The organism is Streptomyces endophytica (genome assembly GCF_026153355.1).
Classification (GTDB): domain Bacteria; phylum Actinomycetota; class Actinomycetes; order Streptomycetales; family Streptomycetaceae; genus Streptomyces; species Streptomyces endophytica.
Genome location: NZ_CP110636.1, coordinates 5,317,198 through 5,333,829, shown reverse-complemented (window position 1 = coordinate 5,333,829; position 16,632 = coordinate 5,317,198). Strand labels below are relative to the sequence as shown.

18 protein-coding genes and 1 pseudogene are annotated in these 16,632 nt (G+C 72.2%); 10 read left to right on the top strand and 9 right to left on the bottom strand.

The annotated features are described in order from the left end of the window. Positions 1-213: 213 nt before the first annotated feature. The 4 genes from OJ254_RS23740 to OJ254_RS23725 all read left to right on the top strand — a co-directional run bounded on the left by OJ254_RS23740 (position 214) and on the right by OJ254_RS23725 (position 4,115). The gene (locus OJ254_RS23740) at positions 214-1,014 is read left to right on the top strand and encodes a TetR/AcrR family transcriptional regulator (protein WP_265363960.1); all 801 of its coding nucleotides are present in this window, start codon (positions 214-216) and stop codon (positions 1,012-1,014) included. Continuing rightward, positions 1,011-2,249, top strand: coding sequence for a cytochrome P450 (locus OJ254_RS23735; protein ID WP_265363959.1), 1,239 nt, complete (start codon positions 1,011-1,013; stop codon positions 2,247-2,249). The genes OJ254_RS23740 and OJ254_RS23735 overlap by 4 nt, the downstream gene beginning before the upstream one ends. Before the next feature lie 121 nt (positions 2,250-2,370). After that, entirely contained in the window at positions 2,371-2,793 is a 423-nt protein-coding gene (locus OJ254_RS23730; RefSeq protein WP_265363958.1) for a hypothetical protein, read from the top strand. 257 nt (positions 2,794-3,050) lie between these two features. Further along, on the top strand, positions 3,051-4,115 hold the full coding sequence (locus OJ254_RS23725) for an NAD(+)/NADH kinase (protein WP_265363957.1): 1,065 nt from the start codon (positions 3,051-3,053) through the stop codon (positions 4,113-4,115). 60 nt (positions 4,116-4,175) lie between these two features. On the opposite strand, the gene OJ254_RS23720 is transcribed toward OJ254_RS23725, so the two are convergent. The 3 genes from OJ254_RS23720 to OJ254_RS23710 form a co-directional block, all read right to left on the bottom strand. Beyond that, a complete protein-coding gene (locus OJ254_RS23720) occupies positions 4,176-5,558 on the bottom strand; it encodes a hypothetical protein (protein WP_265363956.1) in 1,383 nt (460 codons plus the stop codon). A 28-nt stretch (positions 5,559-5,586) separates the two neighbouring features. Beyond that, on the bottom strand, positions 5,587-6,603 hold the full coding sequence (locus OJ254_RS23715) for a WD40 repeat domain-containing protein (RefSeq protein ID WP_265363955.1): 1,017 nt from the start codon (positions 6,601-6,603) through the stop codon (positions 5,587-5,589). A 73-nt stretch (positions 6,604-6,676) separates the two neighbouring features. After that, a complete protein-coding gene (locus tag OJ254_RS23710) occupies positions 6,677-7,129 on the bottom strand; it encodes a GNAT family N-acetyltransferase (protein ID WP_423836035.1) in 453 nt (150 codons plus the stop codon). Between the two features lie 289 nt (positions 7,130-7,418). Between OJ254_RS23710 and OJ254_RS23705 the strand changes: the two genes are divergently transcribed. Further along, positions 7,419-8,006, top strand: a complete 588-nt coding sequence (locus tag OJ254_RS23705; RefSeq protein ID WP_265363953.1) for a TetR/AcrR family transcriptional regulator — start codon at positions 7,419-7,421, stop codon at positions 8,004-8,006. Continuing rightward, positions 8,003-8,830, top strand: a complete 828-nt coding sequence (locus tag OJ254_RS23700; RefSeq protein WP_265363952.1) for an alpha/beta fold hydrolase — start codon at positions 8,003-8,005, stop codon at positions 8,828-8,830. The genes OJ254_RS23705 and OJ254_RS23700 overlap by 4 nt, the downstream gene beginning before the upstream one ends. Positions 8,831-8,986: 156 nt before the next feature. On the opposite strand, the gene OJ254_RS23695 is transcribed toward OJ254_RS23700, so the two are convergent. Then, entirely contained in the window at positions 8,987-9,325 is a 339-nt protein-coding gene (locus OJ254_RS23695; protein WP_265363951.1) for a chaplin, read from the bottom strand. Between the two features lie 255 nt (positions 9,326-9,580). On the opposite strand from OJ254_RS23695, the gene OJ254_RS23690 reads away from it, so the two are divergent. Both OJ254_RS23690 and OJ254_RS23685 read left to right on the top strand, forming a co-directional pair. Then, positions 9,581-10,645, top strand: coding sequence for a bifunctional class I SAM-dependent methyltransferase/NUDIX hydrolase (locus OJ254_RS23690; RefSeq protein ID WP_265363950.1), 1,065 nt, complete (start codon positions 9,581-9,583; stop codon positions 10,643-10,645). A 32-nt stretch (positions 10,646-10,677) separates the two neighbouring features. Then, positions 10,678-11,775, top strand: coding sequence for a hypothetical protein (locus OJ254_RS23685; RefSeq protein WP_265363949.1), 1,098 nt, complete (start codon positions 10,678-10,680; stop codon positions 11,773-11,775). Between the two features lie 23 nt (positions 11,776-11,798). Here OJ254_RS23685 and OJ254_RS23680 read toward each other — a convergent pair whose 3' ends face one another. Together OJ254_RS23680 and OJ254_RS23675 are read right to left on the bottom strand one after the other, a co-directional pair. After that, positions 11,799-12,965, bottom strand: coding sequence for a PP2C family protein-serine/threonine phosphatase (locus OJ254_RS23680; RefSeq protein ID WP_265363948.1), 1,167 nt, complete (start codon positions 12,963-12,965; stop codon positions 11,799-11,801). 77 nt (positions 12,966-13,042) lie between these two features. Then, positions 13,043-13,789, bottom strand: coding sequence for an AraC family transcriptional regulator (locus OJ254_RS23675; protein ID WP_265363947.1), 747 nt, complete (start codon positions 13,787-13,789; stop codon positions 13,043-13,045). Between the two features lie 54 nt (positions 13,790-13,843). Between OJ254_RS23675 and OJ254_RS23670 the strand changes: the two genes are divergently transcribed. Both OJ254_RS23670 and OJ254_RS23665 read left to right on the top strand, forming a co-directional pair. Continuing rightward, positions 13,844-15,130 carry an MFS transporter gene (locus OJ254_RS23670; RefSeq protein ID WP_265363946.1) on the top strand — a complete coding sequence of 429 codons (1,287 nt, stop codon included), beginning with the start codon at positions 13,844-13,846 and terminating at the stop codon, positions 15,128-15,130. Positions 15,131-15,138: 8 nt separating this feature from the next. Further along, a pseudogene (locus OJ254_RS23665) lies at positions 15,139-15,360 on the top strand (SAM-dependent methyltransferase); the annotation flags it as partial. Positions 15,361-15,427: 67 nt separating this feature from the next. Here OJ254_RS23665 and crcB (OJ254_RS23660) read toward each other — a convergent pair. The 3 genes from crcB (OJ254_RS23660) to crcB (OJ254_RS23650) are packed head-to-tail and all read right to left on the bottom strand — an operon-like array spanning position 15,428 to position 16,613. After that, a complete protein-coding gene (gene crcB, locus OJ254_RS23660) occupies positions 15,428-15,802 on the bottom strand; it encodes a fluoride efflux transporter CrcB (protein WP_265363945.1) in 375 nt (124 codons plus the stop codon). Next, complete coding sequence (locus tag OJ254_RS23655; RefSeq protein ID WP_265363944.1) at positions 15,799-16,152, bottom strand: DUF190 domain-containing protein; 354 nt, start codon at positions 16,150-16,152, stop codon at positions 15,799-15,801. Before OJ254_RS23655 ends, crcB (OJ254_RS23660) begins: the two co-directional genes overlap by 4 nt. Then, complete coding sequence (gene crcB, locus OJ254_RS23650) at positions 16,149-16,613, bottom strand: fluoride efflux transporter CrcB (protein WP_265365281.1); 465 nt, start codon at positions 16,611-16,613, stop codon at positions 16,149-16,151. The genes OJ254_RS23655 and crcB (OJ254_RS23650) overlap by 4 nt, the downstream gene beginning before the upstream one ends. Positions 16,614-16,632 lie beyond the last annotated feature (19 nt).

The window sequence follows — 16,632 nt, the reverse complement described above, 5'->3', positions numbered from 1 at the left end:
CGTGACGAACTGTGGGTCTGCCCCCGTGACGAACTCGTGGGCCTGTGCGGCCGCTTCGTCGGTGGAGACGTGCTTGCCCCCGCGAGGGCCTGCCATGCCCGCGTCGAAGATGCCCCTCCCCGTCCAGCAGGCGGCGACCCGCCGCACCGATGACCGGGCCTTGAGATAGCGGCGACTATTGACATAGCGACCACTATCCGTAGTGTGGAAGACATGAGTGCGGATGCCGATCACTCCCCGAAGCGCCGACCGACCAGGGCGGAGGCCAAGGCCCGCACCAGACGGCTGCTGCTCGATGCCGCGGCGCGTACGTACGCGCGCAAGGGGTTCGCCGGTGCCTCCGTGGAGGAGATCGCCGAGGCGGCGGGATTCTCCATCGGCGCGGTCTACTCGAACTTCGGCAGCAAGGACCGGCTGTTCGTGGAGCTGCTCAAGGAACGCGCGAGCGAGCAGGTGTCCCGGGCGACCGAGATCGTGGCCCACGCGCAGACCGGCGACGACCCGGTCCCGGCGCTCGGCCGGCTGCTGGCGAACGCCGCCGACAAGGACCCGGACTTCGCTCCCCTCCAGGCCGAATTCTGGCTCTACGCGGTGCGCAACCCCCCGCTGCTGGAAACGCTGGCGGAGGAGCTGCGCGGGCCCCGGGCCGAGCTGTCGAGCCTCATGGGCACAGCGCTGGAGCACATCGGGGCGCCGCCGACCGTGTCCGCCGATGCGGTCGCCACCATCGCGATGGCGCTCTTCCAGGGGCTGCTGCGCCAGCGCCGGATCGACCCGGCCAGCGTGCCGGACGAGCTGCTGGGCCAGGCGATGCGGTGGCTGTTCGCCGGCATCGCGGCCAACGGCACCGCGGCCGGTACCCCGCTCCCGGGGGCCACCGCAGCCGATACCCGGCGTCCCGCGGCCACCGCGCCCGGAACCCCGGTCGCGGAGGCCACCGCACCCGCGATCCCGGCTCAACCAGCCGAGCCGACACCCCCCAACTCGCCCGAGCACGACGAGGAGAACCGATGACCCACGTCGACGCCACGGCCGCACTGCCGTCACTCCAGGACCTGCTCGACCCGCGTCATCAGGCCGACCCCTACCCGCTCTACTCCCGCTGGCGCACGCAGGCGCCGCTGGCGCGCCTCGACGAGCAGCTCTTCGTGCTCACCCGGTACGAGGACTGTGCCGCGGTCCTGCGCGACGGGCGGTTCGGGCACGCGGAAACCGACGACCCCCGCTTCGCCGGCCGGGCCCGCCCGGCGCTCGAAGTGCTGGTCGATGACGACGGCCGCCCCGTGCGCGGCTTCCTGGGCCTCAATCCGCCCAGCCACACCCGGCTGCGCTCCCTGGTATCCCAGGCATTCACCCGGCGCCGGGTGGAGCTGCTGGCACCGCGGATCGAGGAGCTCACCGCCGAGCTGTTCACCGCCATGGAGCGCGCGCCCGAGCCGGTCGACCTCATCGAGGGCCTCGCCACGCCCCTGCCCGTAGCGGTGATCAGCGAACTGCTCGGCGTGCCCGATGCCGACCGCCACCGGATGCTGATGTGGTCGCACGCGGTGGCGCGTGCTCTGGTCCCCGACTTCCTCCTCCCGCCCGGCGCCGCCGAACAAGAGGCGCAGGCCCGCCGGGAGTTCACCGACTACCTGCGCGAACTCGTCGTCGAGCGGCGTCGCGCACCGGGTGACGACCTGCTGTCGGCACTGGTCGGCGTGCACGACGGCGGTGACACCCTCACCGAGAACGAACTGCTGGCCACCTGCACGCTGTTGCTCATCGCCGGCCACGAAACCACCGTCAACCTGATCGGCAACGGCACCCTCGCCCTGCTGCGCCACCCCGACCAACTGGAACGGCTGCGCAGCGACCCGGACCTGACCGACAACGCGGTCGAGGAGCTGCTGCGCTACGACTCGCCGGTCCAGCTCACCGTCCGCTTCGCCCTGCAGGACGCCGAGGTCGCCGGGGTCCCGGTGCCGGCGGGCAGCACGCTGTTGCTGCTGGTCGGCGCGGCCAACCGGGACCCCGCGGCATACGAGCACCCCGAGCGGCTCGACCTCGGACGCACGCCCGTACGGCACCTCGCGTTCGGCCAGGGCATCCACTTCTGCCTCGGTGCTCCGCTCGCCCGCCTCGAAACGCGGATCGCGCTGCGGACGCTGCTCCAGCGCGCCCCACAGCTCCGTCTGGCCGGCGAACCCGAATGGAAGGACCACATCACCCTCCGCGGCCTGCGCCGTCTCCCGCTCTCACTCGGCTGACGCCCCTCCGCCCGGCGGCTGAGCAGGCGACCCGGCATCGTCCACCCCACCCCGCCCCCTGGGCCCCCACGCCACCCCACCCATCGCTCGCTCCGCCGCCGCATCAGCCCCGGAGGCAGCCATGCCCACAACCACGCGCCACCCTCCGCCCGGCCCCCTCAACCGCGCTCCGACATCTCGGCCCGCCGCCCCGGGCCCCGGCAGGAGGCACCTGGCCACGCCCTACCTCGCCTACCTCGCCGCTGGGCTCGTGCTGGGCACCGCCTGGGCCCTGAACGAGGGCACGCCGCCCTGGGAGCACGCGGCGAAGCTGCTGGTCCTCCTGTTCGTCGCCGCCCGCTGTGGCACCTCGCCCGCCGACGCCGTACGGCCCGACGCACGGATCACCGGGCCCCGCACCGCCAGGCGCCGTCCCACCGGCCCCACCTGTCGTTCGTCCGGCTGGCCGTCGCCAAGATCTCCTTGCTCGCCCTCGCGCTCGGCGCCGGCTGGCTGCTGGACGGCTCGCTCGACCACCCCGACCTCGCCATCGCGGCCGGCCTGACCGCCGTCGTCGGCATCCTCGGGCCGCTCCTCCACCGCTTCCTGCTGGTACGTGCTCCGGACGCGAGCCCCCAAGACGTCGCCCACACCGCGCCGTGGCCAGGTCGTTCCGGGGAGACCAGGCAGCCCACTAGGATGCCCAAGAATGTAGGTAAACGCGGCTATATGTGACGGTATCGCTCCGTGAGCGGCGGTGTTCGGCCGCGCGTCCATGGCCAGGCGCGGGCGAACGGGGCACCCGGAGGGAAAGGACGCCGGTTGAGCGTGCAACGGGTGGGCATCGTCGTCCACGGAGGCCGTCCCGGGGCCGTGGCGGCCGCCGATGTCGTGCGACGGTGGTGTGAGCGCCAGGAGGTCGGCTGCGTCGCCATCGACGTGTGGGGTGAGGGTGAACAGCGGCGGGACGCGGGGGAGGAGGTCGCGGCCGCCGGTAGCCCCGATCTGATCGTCACGCTCGGCGGAGACGGCACCTTCCTGCGCGGAGCCCGCCTGGCCGCCCAGAACGACGCGCTCGTCCTCGGCGTCGACCTGGGCACCCTCGGCTTTCTGACCGAGGTCCCGGCCGACGACGTCGAGTGCGCGCTGGACACCATCCACCGCGGCCATGTGGACGTCGAGACCCGCCTGATGCTGACGATGCGGGCCTCCTGCCCGCTGGAGCTCCCCGAGGGAATGGAGACGCTGCTGCGCTACGGGCGGGGCCCCGCGTTGCCGCCTCCGCCGGTCCGCCCCGAGTGTGCCGTCGCCCTGGACTGGGGGGTGGCCCTGAACGTGACGGCCCTCAACGACATCGTCCTGGAGAAACTGGCACGCGACCGGCAGGTCGCCCTCGGCGTGTACCTCGCGGGCCGGCTGCTCGCCTCCTACTCCGCGGACGCCGTCCTGGTCGCCACACCCACCGGCTCCACCGCCTACAGCTTCGCCGCCGGCGGCCCGGTCATCTCTCCGCGGGCCGACGCGATCATCTTCACTCCCGTCGCCCCGCACATGACCTTCAACCGCTCGGTGGTCGCCGCCCCCGACGAGGCCGTCGCCCTCCGCGTCCTGCGGCATTCCGGCCGCGCGGCGGTGAGCGTCGACGGCCAATTGCGCGGCGTGCTGGGACCGGGGGACTGGATCGGTGTCTACGCGGCTCCCCAGCGTCTGCGCGTCGTGCGGCTGGGGCCCACCGACTTCTACGGCAGGCTGCGCGAGCGGATGCGCCTGACCGATGCCCCCGCGGCCGTCGACGCCGACGTCACCCCCATGTGGCCGCACACCACCCCGGCCCCCGATGACCTCGCGCACCTGCGCCTTCCGCCCCTGCCCGCGGACGTCGACTGATCTGGCCCACCCCGGCCCCCGGCGGCTCCGTGCTCCCGGCCCGCCGGCCGCCGACTGACGTCAGCCGACGGTGGCCGACGGCTCGGGCACGGTCAGGCCCGCGAGGAACCAGGCCTCGATGGCCTCGTTGACGGTCACCAGCGCCCGTCCGTCGGGAGTGAACGACACGATCTGGCGGTTCGGGTCCGCCCAGAGGATCCGGGCGGTCGAGTCGAAGAGCACCGAGCCGTCGCCGGTCGGGACGACGGCGTACGGGCCGCGCTCGGTCCACACGGCGCGGGTGCCGGAACCGGCGAGGACCGAATGCGTGCTGATCTTGACCGGGAACTCCGTCGGCCGGATCAGCTCACCGACCGTGGGTGAGGGACCGAGACTCACCACCTGGGCGGCGGGTGCGGCGTCGTCGGCCGCAACACCCACCACGAACACGACCGTCCCGTCGGGGGACATGGCGAGGGCGTGCACATGGCTGAGCCGGGTCGGAGCGGTGGCCAGCACGGCGCCGCCGTCGACCTCGCGGACCACCACACGGCCCTTCGGCGACGTGTGCACCAGCAGCCGGCCGCTCGTGTCCAGGGCGACGGGGCCGAACGCCTCCTCCTCGGCCGGAACGGTGAATATCACCTGGCCGGTCTCCGCCTCCATGACGGCGACCCGGCCCGACTCACAGGTGCCGGCGGCCACCCGGCAGCCGTCGCCGCTGAAACCGATCCGGACGGGGTCGTCCATGCCGAGGCTCCCCTCATCCTCGTCATCGTCCTCGAAGTCGTCTTCGAAGTCGTCCTCGTCCCCCTCGTCCTCGAAGTCGTCGTCCTCCTCCCCCTCCTCATCGTCGTCCCGGTCGGAGGACCCGGAGGACACCGGAAGGGTCCACAACTCCTGCCCGGCCTCGGCGGACCAGGCGTGCAGGTGGCCTTCGACAGACGTCACCACGATCCGGCCGTCCGGGCCGGCCTGCATGTCGTGGGGCTCGTCGTGATAGCGGGCTCCGTTGAGGAACCAGGTCAGCCGGTCCTTCTCCACGGTGTCCCAGCGGACGATGTCGCCGCCGTTGTGGTGCCACTCGGCCGCCGCGCCCAACGCCACCCAGGACAGGCCGGAGGGCACCGCCACCGCGGTCGCCCCGTAAGGGAAGGACGCCTCGGCGAGCCCCGTCTCCTCGTCCTCGTCCTCTTCCTCCTCGCCCACCTCGCACTCACCCTGGGAGCCATCAAGGTGTCCGAGGTGGCGCATCCCGGCGAGGGAGTGGTGTGGGCGTACGGCGCCCGCCCTCCACTCGGCCCACCAGTCGTCGGGCATCGGGCGCTGCTGCGCGGGCCAGGCCAGCACCCGCGGCGCGACCGCGGCCAGTTCCTCCTCGTCCAACTCCGCGAGGAGCAGACAGACTTCACGCCAGACCTGCTTGGTCGGGCGCGCCTTCAGCAGTTCGTCAAGGGAGCTCATCGCAACGGCGTCCTACGTGGTGCGGAGGTCAGGGGAGGGGGTGGGCGTGCACACCGTCGTCGGGTGACGCGATCACCAGGGTGCGGCCGTCGGGCGTGAGCGTGGCGGCGGTCCGCGGACCGGGGACGCGCACGGAGAGGACGGCGGAGCCGCTGGCGAGGTTCCAGACGGTGACGCGGTTCCGGTCCACGATCGGCACGCGCGGTTCGGCGCCGCACCATACGGGCCGCAGGTTGATCCGGTCGACGCGTCGATCCGTCGGCAGGACCACCGGTTCCGGGGCGTCGGCCGGGTGGTTCAGGGCGACGACCGTGGCCACCGTGTGCTCCGGGCGGACGCCCACCACCGCGAGCGCGGCACCGTCCGGAGCGAATGCCAGGCCGTTCGCCCAGGGGATGCCGCTACGGTGCTCGGCGTGTGCGCCGCTGCCGACATCCTGCACGACGACGGCCTCGTCGTTCCTCAAGAGCGAGCGACGAGGCCGGCAGAAGGCCAGGCGCGAGCCGTCCGCGCTCAGGGCGACGGTTCCTTCGCCCACCACCCGGTCGTCATACGCGAGGTCCTTGAAGGTCTCGTGGATGTCGTGGCGGACCCGCCGGGTCTGTGCGTCCCAGACGACGACGTTCCGGGTGAACGCGTTGGCGGTGGCGAACGACCGTCCGCCGACCGCGACTTGGGCGAGTGGCAGGTCGAGCGATCCACCACTGCCGGGCATGCCCAGCGGCCACCGCTCGCAGCGGTCGTCGAGCGCCCAGCGGTGGATGGAGTTGCCGCTGACCATGGCGGTCAGCGCCGACCCGTCGGGGTCGAAGAGGAGGTCGAGGACGCGTCGACGATCGGGGACGGCCAGGCGGGTCACGGCCCCGTCCGTCAGCACCAGCACCTCGGTGAGCTCGTGGAACCACGGCGCGGCCATCGCGATCGCGGTCCGGCTCAGATCCGCGGTGACCGCGACCGCGGTGATCCGCTGGGGGACCGGCGAACGCGCGGGAAGAGGCCGCGGCGTCTCCAGATCTTCGGGCGCAAGAAGCCGTCGGACCGACATGGCAACTCCGATCGGCCGTGTTGATCAACAAGTCGCCGAAAGTATAAGGACCATGACTGACAATCTCAGGCCGTCACGGAATCCCGAGGGCATCCGTGCCCGCACCCGGCCGTCGCACCATGTAGACATCGATCGGGTCCTGAGCCTCCACGGTGAATCCGTGACGCTCGTACAGCCGCCGGGCGGCGCTGCCCTGCAGGACGTTCAGGCGGACGGGCACGCCGTCGGCATCGATCCGCTTCAGCAGGGTGCGCAGCACAGCCGCCCCGAGCCCCCGGCCCTGCAAGTCCGGAGCGAGATAGAAATGCTCCAGCCATCGCCCGTCCTCGGCGGGGCGCACCGTGACGCAGCCCGCGAGGGCGTCATCGGCCACGATGACCGACGTGTGCCGCGGGGAAAAGGAATCCCGGAACCGCTGCCGGACCCGATGCGCGTCGAACCGTCCCAACCGCTCCAGGTCCGGGCGCAGCACCGTTGCCCGCAGCTCCGCGATCGGCTCGATGTCCGCCGGCCGGGCGGAACGCAGTGCCCACGCCACCCGACGGCCCGACTCGTTCCCCGGCCCCAGCCGCCCCGCCTGGCCCGGCCGTAGGACGTCCGCCCCCGCACTCGTATCCATGGCCGGAGTATGCCCATCGTGCCTGCCGCCGCAGCCCGAGAGGGGCCCGTCCGGCACGAAATAGCGCCGGCAACGCACTTCCTAACCATGCTAGGTTTCTTCCTAGAGCTCCTAGGAAAGGGCGCTCGCCCGGAGCCCGGCGGCGGAGACCGACCGGGATTCACGTCCTGGGCCCGGAACGGAACGTGGAGGCTGCATGGTGCGCGCGGGGCTCAATGCCGACAGGCTGACGCGGGCGGCCGCGGAGATGGCCGACGAGGTCGGGATGGACAAGGTCACGGTGTCCGCGCTCGCGCGACACTTCGGCGTCAAGGACGCCAGCCTTTACTCGCACCTCAAGAACCGCCGTGACCTGTGCGTCCGGGTGGCCCTGCTGGCGTCCGAGGAGATGATGGACCGGATCGCCGAGGCGGTGGCGGGCCGCTCCGGCAAGGCCGCGCTTGTCGCCTTCGCCAACGCCTACCGGGGCTACGCGCTGGAACACCCCGGCCGTTACGCGGCGACCCAGATACAGCTCGGTCCCGACGAGGTGGGCGACTCCACCGGACCGCGCCGCAGCGTCGAGCTCACCTACGGCATGCTGCGCGCCTACGACCTCACCGAGCCGGACCTGACCGACGCCGGCCGTCTCCTGCGCAGCACCTTCCACGGCTACATCCACCTGGAGTTGAGCGGCGGCTTCGGCCACCCGCGCGCCGTCCAGGAGTCCTGGTCCCGTTCCCTCGACGCACTGCACGTGCTCCTGGAGAACTGGCCGACCCGACCTGAGGGGGAAGAAGCATGAACGAACCCACCACCGGCACCCTCGACGTGCCCGGTGCCACTCTCCATTACGAACGCCGCGGCCGCGGCCCGGTGCTGCTGCTGATACCCGGCGGCGCCGCGGACGCCGGACTGTATGCGGCCATGACCGGCGACCTGGCCGCCCGCTACACCGTGGTGTCCTACGACCCGCGCGGTCTGTCCCGCAGCCGCCTCGACGGTCCGGTCACCGACCAGCGGGTCGAGGTGTGGAGCGACGACGCCCACCGGCTGCTGGAACTGCTCTCGCCGCACGAGGAAGCGTCCGTCCTCGGCAGCAGTTCGGGCGCGATCGTCGCCCTCGACCTGCTCGCCCGGCACCCCGAGCGGCTCCACCGGGTCGTCGCCCACGAACCGCCGCTGCTGGAGCTCCTCCCCGACCCCGCCCCGCACCGGGCGCTGTTCGCCGACGTACGCGAGACGTTCCGTACGCAGGGCGTCGGCGCCGCGATGGCGCGCTTCAGCGAAGGGCTGGGAGGCCGGCCGGACGACGACGGGGAAGTGACCGAACTGCCCCCGGAGATCCAGGAGATGGCTCCGCGGATGCACGCCAACCTGCCGGTCTTCCTGGAGCACATCCTGTGTCCGTTCTCGGGCTCTGCGCCCGATGTCGCCGCGCTGCGGCGGGCCGCGGGCCGCCTGGTGCCGGCGGTCGGCCGGGATTCGCGTCCGCAGGAGGCGCTGTACGGACCGGCCACCCGGCTCGCCGAAATGATCGGCGGAAAAGCCGTGGAATTCCCCGGCGGGCACCTCGGCTGCACCGAGTACCCGAAGGAGTTCGCCCAGCAACTGCTGGACGTGCTCTGAAAGAACACCCGGAGGTGCTCCGGAAAAGCAGCGGGCCGCACCATGCGCTGCATGGTGCGGCCCCGGAACTCCGCCCGAAAGCGGGCCGATCCCGCCGGGAATAGTGGAAGGGCTATCGGAGGGAAATCGGCCCGGGTCCGGTCGCGGCGCTGCCGACTACTTGCTGTGGCTGTGGTGCTTGGAGCTCATGCCGTGGTGGCCCTTCTTGTGCTTCCCCTTGAAGTCGTGGTGGTGGTAGTGCTTGACGACGCGGTGGATGATCACACGCCGCTCCAGGCCGTTGAGGCAGTTGTTGCCGAAGGCAGGGTTCAACAGGCCCACGATGTCGACGGTGTTGCCACAGACATTGATCGGAATGTGGATCGGGACCTGGATGAGGTTGCCCGACACCACCCCCGGTGAACCAACAGCGCCGCCGGCCGCGTTGCTGTCGGCGAATGCAGCCGATGTACCGCCCACAGCGGTGCCTGCCGCGAGAGCAGCCAGAGCGGTCATCCGCGTGATCCGTGACATACCGAACCTTCCGATTAATGCAAGCGACCCTTTGCCGCTTCCTGTCCTCCCCTTCGGCATACACGTGCTCAACGTGAGGCCGGTGGAGCACTTTTCACTCATCCGAGTGGGAATGCGCACGGGGCGGTGAGGGCGATACCGATGTGTCCAGGGGACGTTCACTCAGACGTGCCGAGGTGAAGACTGGCCACGACGGACCGAGGACGGACCGAGGACGGCCGGAAGGTGGGACGCGTAGTGGGATACACCGCACGGGACATAGGGGATGCGCAGGACGGCTACGGGAAGTCCTTCCGTCCGCTCGGCGACGCGGAACGGGCTCTGCTGCACGGCCTCGTGCCGGCACCGGACGGGGGCGGCCGGGCACTGGACGTCGGGTGCGGGCCCGGTGAGCTGGCCCGCCACCTGGCGGCCGACGGGTATGAGGTGGACGCGGTCCACCACGCCCCGGGCACGCTCCCGTTCGCCGCAGCAGCCCGGCCACCCGCACCGGCCGAGGCTCCGGCTCCGGCCGGCGTGCGCTTCGTTCGGGGCGACATCGAAAACGACGTGCTGGATGACCTGCGCGCCCCGTACGACCTGATCACCCTGCGCCTGTCCCTCGCGTTCCTCCGGGACCGCACGCGGGTCCTGAACCGGCTGCGCGAACGCCTGCGTCCCGGTGGCGCCCTGGCCGTCATCGCTCCCCTCGCCGATTCCGTGCCCGACGACCGGCGCGAGCTCGCCCTCGACGAGGCGGAGATCGCGCTGCTGACCGCCGGCTGGCACACCGTCGAACGCCGGGACGCCGAAGGGCTCGTCGTCCTCGTGCTGCGCACGCCGGTCTCCGGGCCGGTGCCGTACGGCAACAAGGGGCGTCCGTCCCCGCACGCGCTGACGGGCGCCGGCGTGGTGGTCACGGACGCGGCCGGCCGGGTGCTCCTGGGGCACTCCGTCCGAGGGGGCTGGGAGCTTCCGGGTGGGAAGAACGACGCGGACGAGTCGTTCACCGAGGCCGCCGTCCGGGAGTTGGCGGAAGAGACCGGGCTCCGGGCCGAGCCCGGCGACGCACGGCTGCTGGCGATCCTGATGGACTCCACCCACGGCATCCCGCGCCTGACCGCCGCCGTGCGGGTCACCGCCTTCACCGGCGAGCCGGCCGTACGGGAGCCCCAGCTGATCCGCCGCTGGGAGTGGCACGAGGTCCACGACCTGCCGGTGCTGGCCTCCGGGCTGTTCACGCCGAGTGCGCACGTGCTGGACACGGTCTGGCCAGGCATCCTGCCCGACCTGCCGCCCGTTCACCGCCACCCGCTGGTTTAGCCCCGCCTGCGGGCGTACGACAGAATCGCCGCATGACGGATCGACATCTCACCCATGCCGGCGAACCGCTGGCCGAACTCGCCCGCCGGCTCCGCGCGGCGGACACCGGAGGCTGGACCGAGGACGGCGCCCGCGCCCTCGTCGAAAGCCTGGGGCGGCGATGGGACGAGGTCATGGGCCAGACGTCTGCGAGCGGTGCCGGGGCCCGCGATGCGGAGGCGGGTGAGCTGAGGCTGCGTCCGGTCGGGCCGGCTGAGGAGCGGTATGTCGAGAAGGAGACCTATCTCGAACTCGTGGCGAGCCTGACGACGACCGCACCCCGAGCCGACGCCGCGCCCGAGCCCGACCCCGTCCGGCAGGCGGAGATATTCCGTGCCGCGAAGGACGAACTCTTCGACGAGCTCGGCGAGCCGTCGGCCATCGGCTCGTACGGTTCCACGGGTCCGTACCACGCCCCCACCCCGGCCTGGGGCGCGCCGTTCCTGCGCTGGCGGGGAAAGCAGGACACCCTCGAACTGCGGGCGGGCCGCCGCGGGCCGGAACTCGTCCTCGCGCCCACCGCGCCGGGCGAGAACTGGCTGTGGAGCCTCGGCCACGGCGAAGAGCACGCGATCAGCGGCTACTTCGGCAGCCGGCCGGGCCCTGCCAACGCGGGCCTGAGCCTTCCCGGCCGTTGGTCGGTGCGGAGTTGGGAAACCCTGACCGACGCGCTGGCGGCCTTCTTCACCACCCTGCCCGCCGAGTTCGCCGCACTCGGCATCGCCCGGGTCATCCCGGTCTACGGCCGGCTCGGCGGCTCCGCACCGATCCTGTTCGACATCGACGCCGATGACCGCCTGATGCTGGCCTCCTATGCGGAGCGCGACATCGACCCGGCATCGTTCGGCTGGGGCACCGTGGCCGAGCACCCCGAGAGCCGGGAGACCTGGCAGAACGCGTACGACCCGGAGTGGCGCTTCGACGCGGGCGGCCCCGGCGAGCCGCGGGGCCGCGCACTGGCGGAGATGGTCGTGGCGACGGCCCGTGCGGAAGGGGTGGCGTCCCCGGAGGACCTGCTGATCGGCGGCGAGGGCGAGGACATCCGCCCGTACACGGTGCGGTTCTACGGTCTGGGGCTGGCCACCGTCTGATCCCCACCGCCCCGTCCACCGCCTCAGCCGTGGGGGCCGTCGGTCTGGCCGAAGATCTGCAGGCGGTGGCGGGGCGGGGGGACGGGCGTGCGCTGGATGGCGATGAGCGCCGCGTCGTCACCGAGGTGCCCGCTGCAGTGGGCGAGGAGATCGCGGCGGATGTGGTGCAGGAGTGCCTCGGGGTCGCACCTGGGCCAGCGGGCGACGCGCTGGGCGAGGGGGTAGAAGGTGCCGTCGCGGTCGCGGGCCTCGGTGACGCCGTCGGTGTACAGCAGCAGCGTGTCACCGAACTCGAAGGTGATGTCGTCGACGGGGTGGCTGCCCGCCCCCATGCCGCCCATGCCCAGTGGGGGAGCGGGATGCGGGCTCGGGACGAGGGCGACGTGTCCCTGGCTCAGGAGCAGGGGCGGAGGGTGCCCGCAGTCGGTCATCCGGGTCGCGGGGCCCTCGTCGGGGACCTCCAGCAGCAGCGCGGTGATGAAGTGTTCGGGGAGGTCGCGGTCCGACTCGATGAAGTCGGTCAGATAGCGGCAGACGCTGCGGTCCAGTGCGGCGGCGAGGACGGGCAGCGCCATGTTCTGGTGGGCCGTCTCGCGGAAGGCGCCGAGCAGCAGGGCGGACTCGCCGATGGCGGCCAGGCCCTTCCCCCGCACGTCACCGATGATCAGCCGGGTTCCGGTGGCGGTACGGGTCGCGGTGTACAGATCACCGCCGATCTCGGCTTCTTCCTCGGCGGCCAGGTAGAACGAGGCGATGTGCAGCGGGCCGATGCGGCGGGGGAGTGGACGGAGCAGCGCCTTCTGGGCGGCCTCGGCCACCGACCGTACCTTCGCGAGCTCCTGCCGGCGTCGCTCGCGCACCACGCAGAAGAACACGATCAAGGCCGAGAGCGCGGCCAGGGCGAGCACCTGCACCATCACATTGCGTTCAGTGAAGAGCACGCCGAAGTGCAGCCCGATGTACGCCTGGGCCAGCACGGCCAGGAACCCGACGAGCCCGGTGAGCCAGGGACCGGCGAAGGAGGCGGTCAGCGCGGGCGCGACGACGAGCAGCGGCCCCAGATGGACATCGGCGGGGGCCACGATGTCGACCAGCGTGATCACCGCGATGAGGACGAGCGGAATCAGGATCAGCGCATGACTGGCTCGCCACGGCTGCCACAGACCGCCAAAGCGCCGCCGGAGGTCCACGCCTTCCACTCTGCACCCTGAGCGTCCGGCGGACGACCGCGGTCGGAGCACCCTTCCCGGGGTCAGGTGCGAGGACCTCAGGAGCGGCGGTTGTGGGTGCCCGGCGTGTACCCGAAGGAGCGGCGGAAGACGTCGATGAAGGCGCTGGTGGAGGACCAGCCGCAGCGGTGGGCGACGGTGGTGACCGGGGTGTCGTCGGCCAGCAGCCGCAGCGCGTGGTAGAGGCGTGACTGGGTGCGCCACTGCGGAAAGGTCATCCCGAGTTCCGAGCGGAAGAGGCGGCTGAGGGTGCGCTCGCCGGCGCCCGTCGCGGTGGCGAGGGCGGCCAGGGGGCGGGGCTCCGCCGGGTCCTCGTGGAGGAGCGCGCAGACGGCCGCCAGCCGCGGGTCGGTGGGGGTGGGCAGGTGAACGGGCTGCTGCGGAGAGGCGCGCAATTGGTCGCGCAGGACGGCGCGCAGGCGGCGGCGTTCGGGACCGGTGTCGTCGGGGGCCGCGGTGTAGGCGCGGATCAGTTCGCGGAGCAGTGGGCTGACGGCCAATACGGTCGGGGTGTCCAGGCCGAGCGGGTTGTCGGTGGCGGGCAGGCCGACCAGGTGCAGGTCGAGGTGGCCGTGCGCGCGGTGGGCGTGCACGGTTCCCGCCGGGACCCAGATGGCGCGGGTCCCGGGCGCGAACCAGGTGCCGGCGTCGGTGGTGACGGCCACGACACCCGAGCCCGCGTAGACGATCTGGTGGTCGTCGTGGCGGTGCGCGTCGATGATCTCTCCGGCGGCCAGCGACTGGACACGGGTGCAGGCTTCCGGCAGATGGCGGATGTTCGGCATGGATTGGCAATTTATCGGAAGCGCGACATGCGGGGGTGTCGCGACGATCGAGGCGTGACCACGACCCACCACCACACCACCGCCCCGCGCACCAGCCCCCTCACACTCCTGTCCCTGGGGCACGCCTGCGTGGACGTCTATCAGGGAGCGGTCGCCGCGCTGGTGCCGTTCTTCGTCTCCGAACGTGCCTACACCTACGCGGCGGCCTCCGGCATCGTGCTGGCCGCCTCGCTGCTGTCCTCGGTGATACAGCCGCTGTTCGGTGCGCTCACCGACCGGTGGGCCCTGCCGTGGCTGCTGCCGGTGAGCACCCTGCTGGGTGGCGTCGGCGTCGCCCTGAGCGGCATCGTCGGCTCCTACGCCCTCACCCTGGCCGTGGTCGCCGTCTCCGGCATCGGCGTGGCCGCCTACCACCCCGAGGCGGCGCGCGTCGCACGCCACGCCAGTCGCGGCAGTCACACCGCGATGGGCTGGTTCTCCCTCGGCGGCAACCTCGGCTTCGCCGCCGCCCCGTTGCTGGTCTCGGCCGTCATCACCACGGGCGGCCTGTCCGCCTCCCCGCTCCTGGTCGTCCCCGCGGTCGCCGGCGCCGCACTGTGCACGGCCGCGCTCCGTGCGACCCGGGCCCGTGATGCGGCATCAACTCACCTGAATCCGCCCGGAGTTGCGGGCCTATCCACCACCGCCGGCAGTCCGGACGGCGTGGCCGCCGGCCGTGACGACTGGGCCTCATTCGTCAAACTGTCCGGAGCCATCGTCTGCCGCTCGATCGTCTTCGTCGGCCTGAGCGCCTTCATCTCGCTCTACGTGCGTCAGCGCGGCGGCGGAGGCGACGTCTCCGGCACCGTCGCCCTGTTCGTGCTCTACCTCGGTGGCGCGGTCGGCACGGTGGCCGGCGGCAAGCTCGCCGGCCGCTACGGTCGCATCCGGGTCGTCCAGTGGTCCTACGCCCTGACCGTCCTCGCCGTGGCCGGCGTCGTCCTCGTCCCCGGCCCGCTGCTCTACGTACTGGTCGCCCTCACCTCGGCCGGCCTGTACGTGCCCTTCTCCCTGCACGTCACCCTCGGCCAGGACTACCTGCCCCGGCGCGTGGGCACGGCCAGCGGCGTCACCCTGGGCCTGACCGTCAGCATCGGCGGCATCGCCAGCCCCCTGCTCGGCGCCGTCGCCGACGCCACCTCCCTCCAGACCGCCCTCACCCCCCTCATCGCCCTGCCCGCCCTCGGCTGGCTCCTCCTCCGCACCCTGCACGAGCCCGCGATGCCGGAGGGGATCGCGGGTGGGTCGCCCTCCGGGGCGGTGTCCCCAACAGCGGCCGGGGAAGGCCGACTTCAGCCGTAGGACGTAGGGTGCCGTGGATCGCGGCGCAGCACGAGCGGATCGCGCACCACTGCGGAGTGCGGCCCCCGGCCGGAACGGGTCTGAGCGACGGCGAGGCCATCCGGCTCGCGGGACTGCGGGTCGCGCGCCGCCGACTGCGCTGGAGCCGTACCGTCCCCCTCGACACCCACCTCGCCGATATCAGCAGTCGTTCCGCGTTCCTCGTCCTCGACGAGACCGGCAACCGGGCGGTACGGCTCCGCGGCGGTGCCTGGCCGGTCACCGCCGGGCGGCCGTGATCCCCGCAATCCCCGTGACCTAACCCCAGACGGCCTGGGCCAGGGCCGCGCCGGCGAAGGCGGCGCCGAGGCCCGCCACCACGCTCGCCACGACGTTGGCCAGGGCGAAGAACCGGGCGCCGTCCTCCGCCAGCCGCAGGGTCTCGTACGAGAACGTGGAGTACGTCGTCAGGGCGCCGCAGAAGCCGGTGCCGATCAGCAACTGCATCTGGGAGGAGGCCGCCCCGGCGGCGATCGCCCCCGTGAGCAGCCCGAGGATCAGCGAACCGATCACGTTGATGGTGAACGTGCCCCAGGGAAAGAGGGTGTCGTGCCGGGCCTGTACGGCGCGGTCGGTGAGGTAGCGGAGCGGGGCCCCGACCACCGCCCCGGCTATCACGAGCAGCCAGTTCACCGCTCCCGTCCCTCCTCGCCGCGGCCCGTGTAGCGGATGACCTCGCACTCGTCGAGGATGACCAGCCCCTCGCTGACGAGCTCGTCCAGTTGTGGGAGGAAGGCGCGGATCCGGTCCTCGGTGTCGACGATCACGACGGCCACCGGGAGGTCCTCGCTGAGCGACAGCAGACGGGTGGTGTGGATCAGGGACGAGGCGCCGAAGCCTTCGATGCCGCGGAAGACGGACGCGCCGGCCAGGCCGGCCCGGTGGGCACGGTGGACGATCTCGGTGAAGAGCGGCTTGTGGTGCCAGGTGTCGTTCTCCCCGATGAAGACGGTGACGCGCAGGGCGGGGCCGGTGAGTCTCACTGCTGCCTCCACTCGACGATGCGGCGGGTCAAGGTGGCGGTGATCCAGACGGCGGTCAGCGCGGCGGCCAGGGTGAGCGCCAGGTACGCGAGCCCGGCGCCGGTCCTGCCCCGGGCCAGCAGGCGCTGGACGTCCACGGCGTACGTGGAGAACGTCGTGAAGCCACCGAGGACACCGGTGCCGAAGAACGGGCGGACGAGCCGGTGGGCTGCCCACACATCGGTGATCACGACCATGAAGATACCGATGATCGCGCAGCCGACGACGTTGACGACCAGCGTCGTCCAGGGAAAACCGCCGGGTTCGGTGGGCCACAGGAGAGCGGCCCCGTAGCGCGCGGCCGCGCCCACGCCCCCGCCGAGCGCCACGGCCGCCACGACCGGGCCCTGCCGCGGGGGGAGGCCCTTGCGGCGGACGGGGGCGCGGAGGTCGACGTCAGGATCGACGGGTTCGTTCAGCATCGAGGGTCGGGGCTTCGGC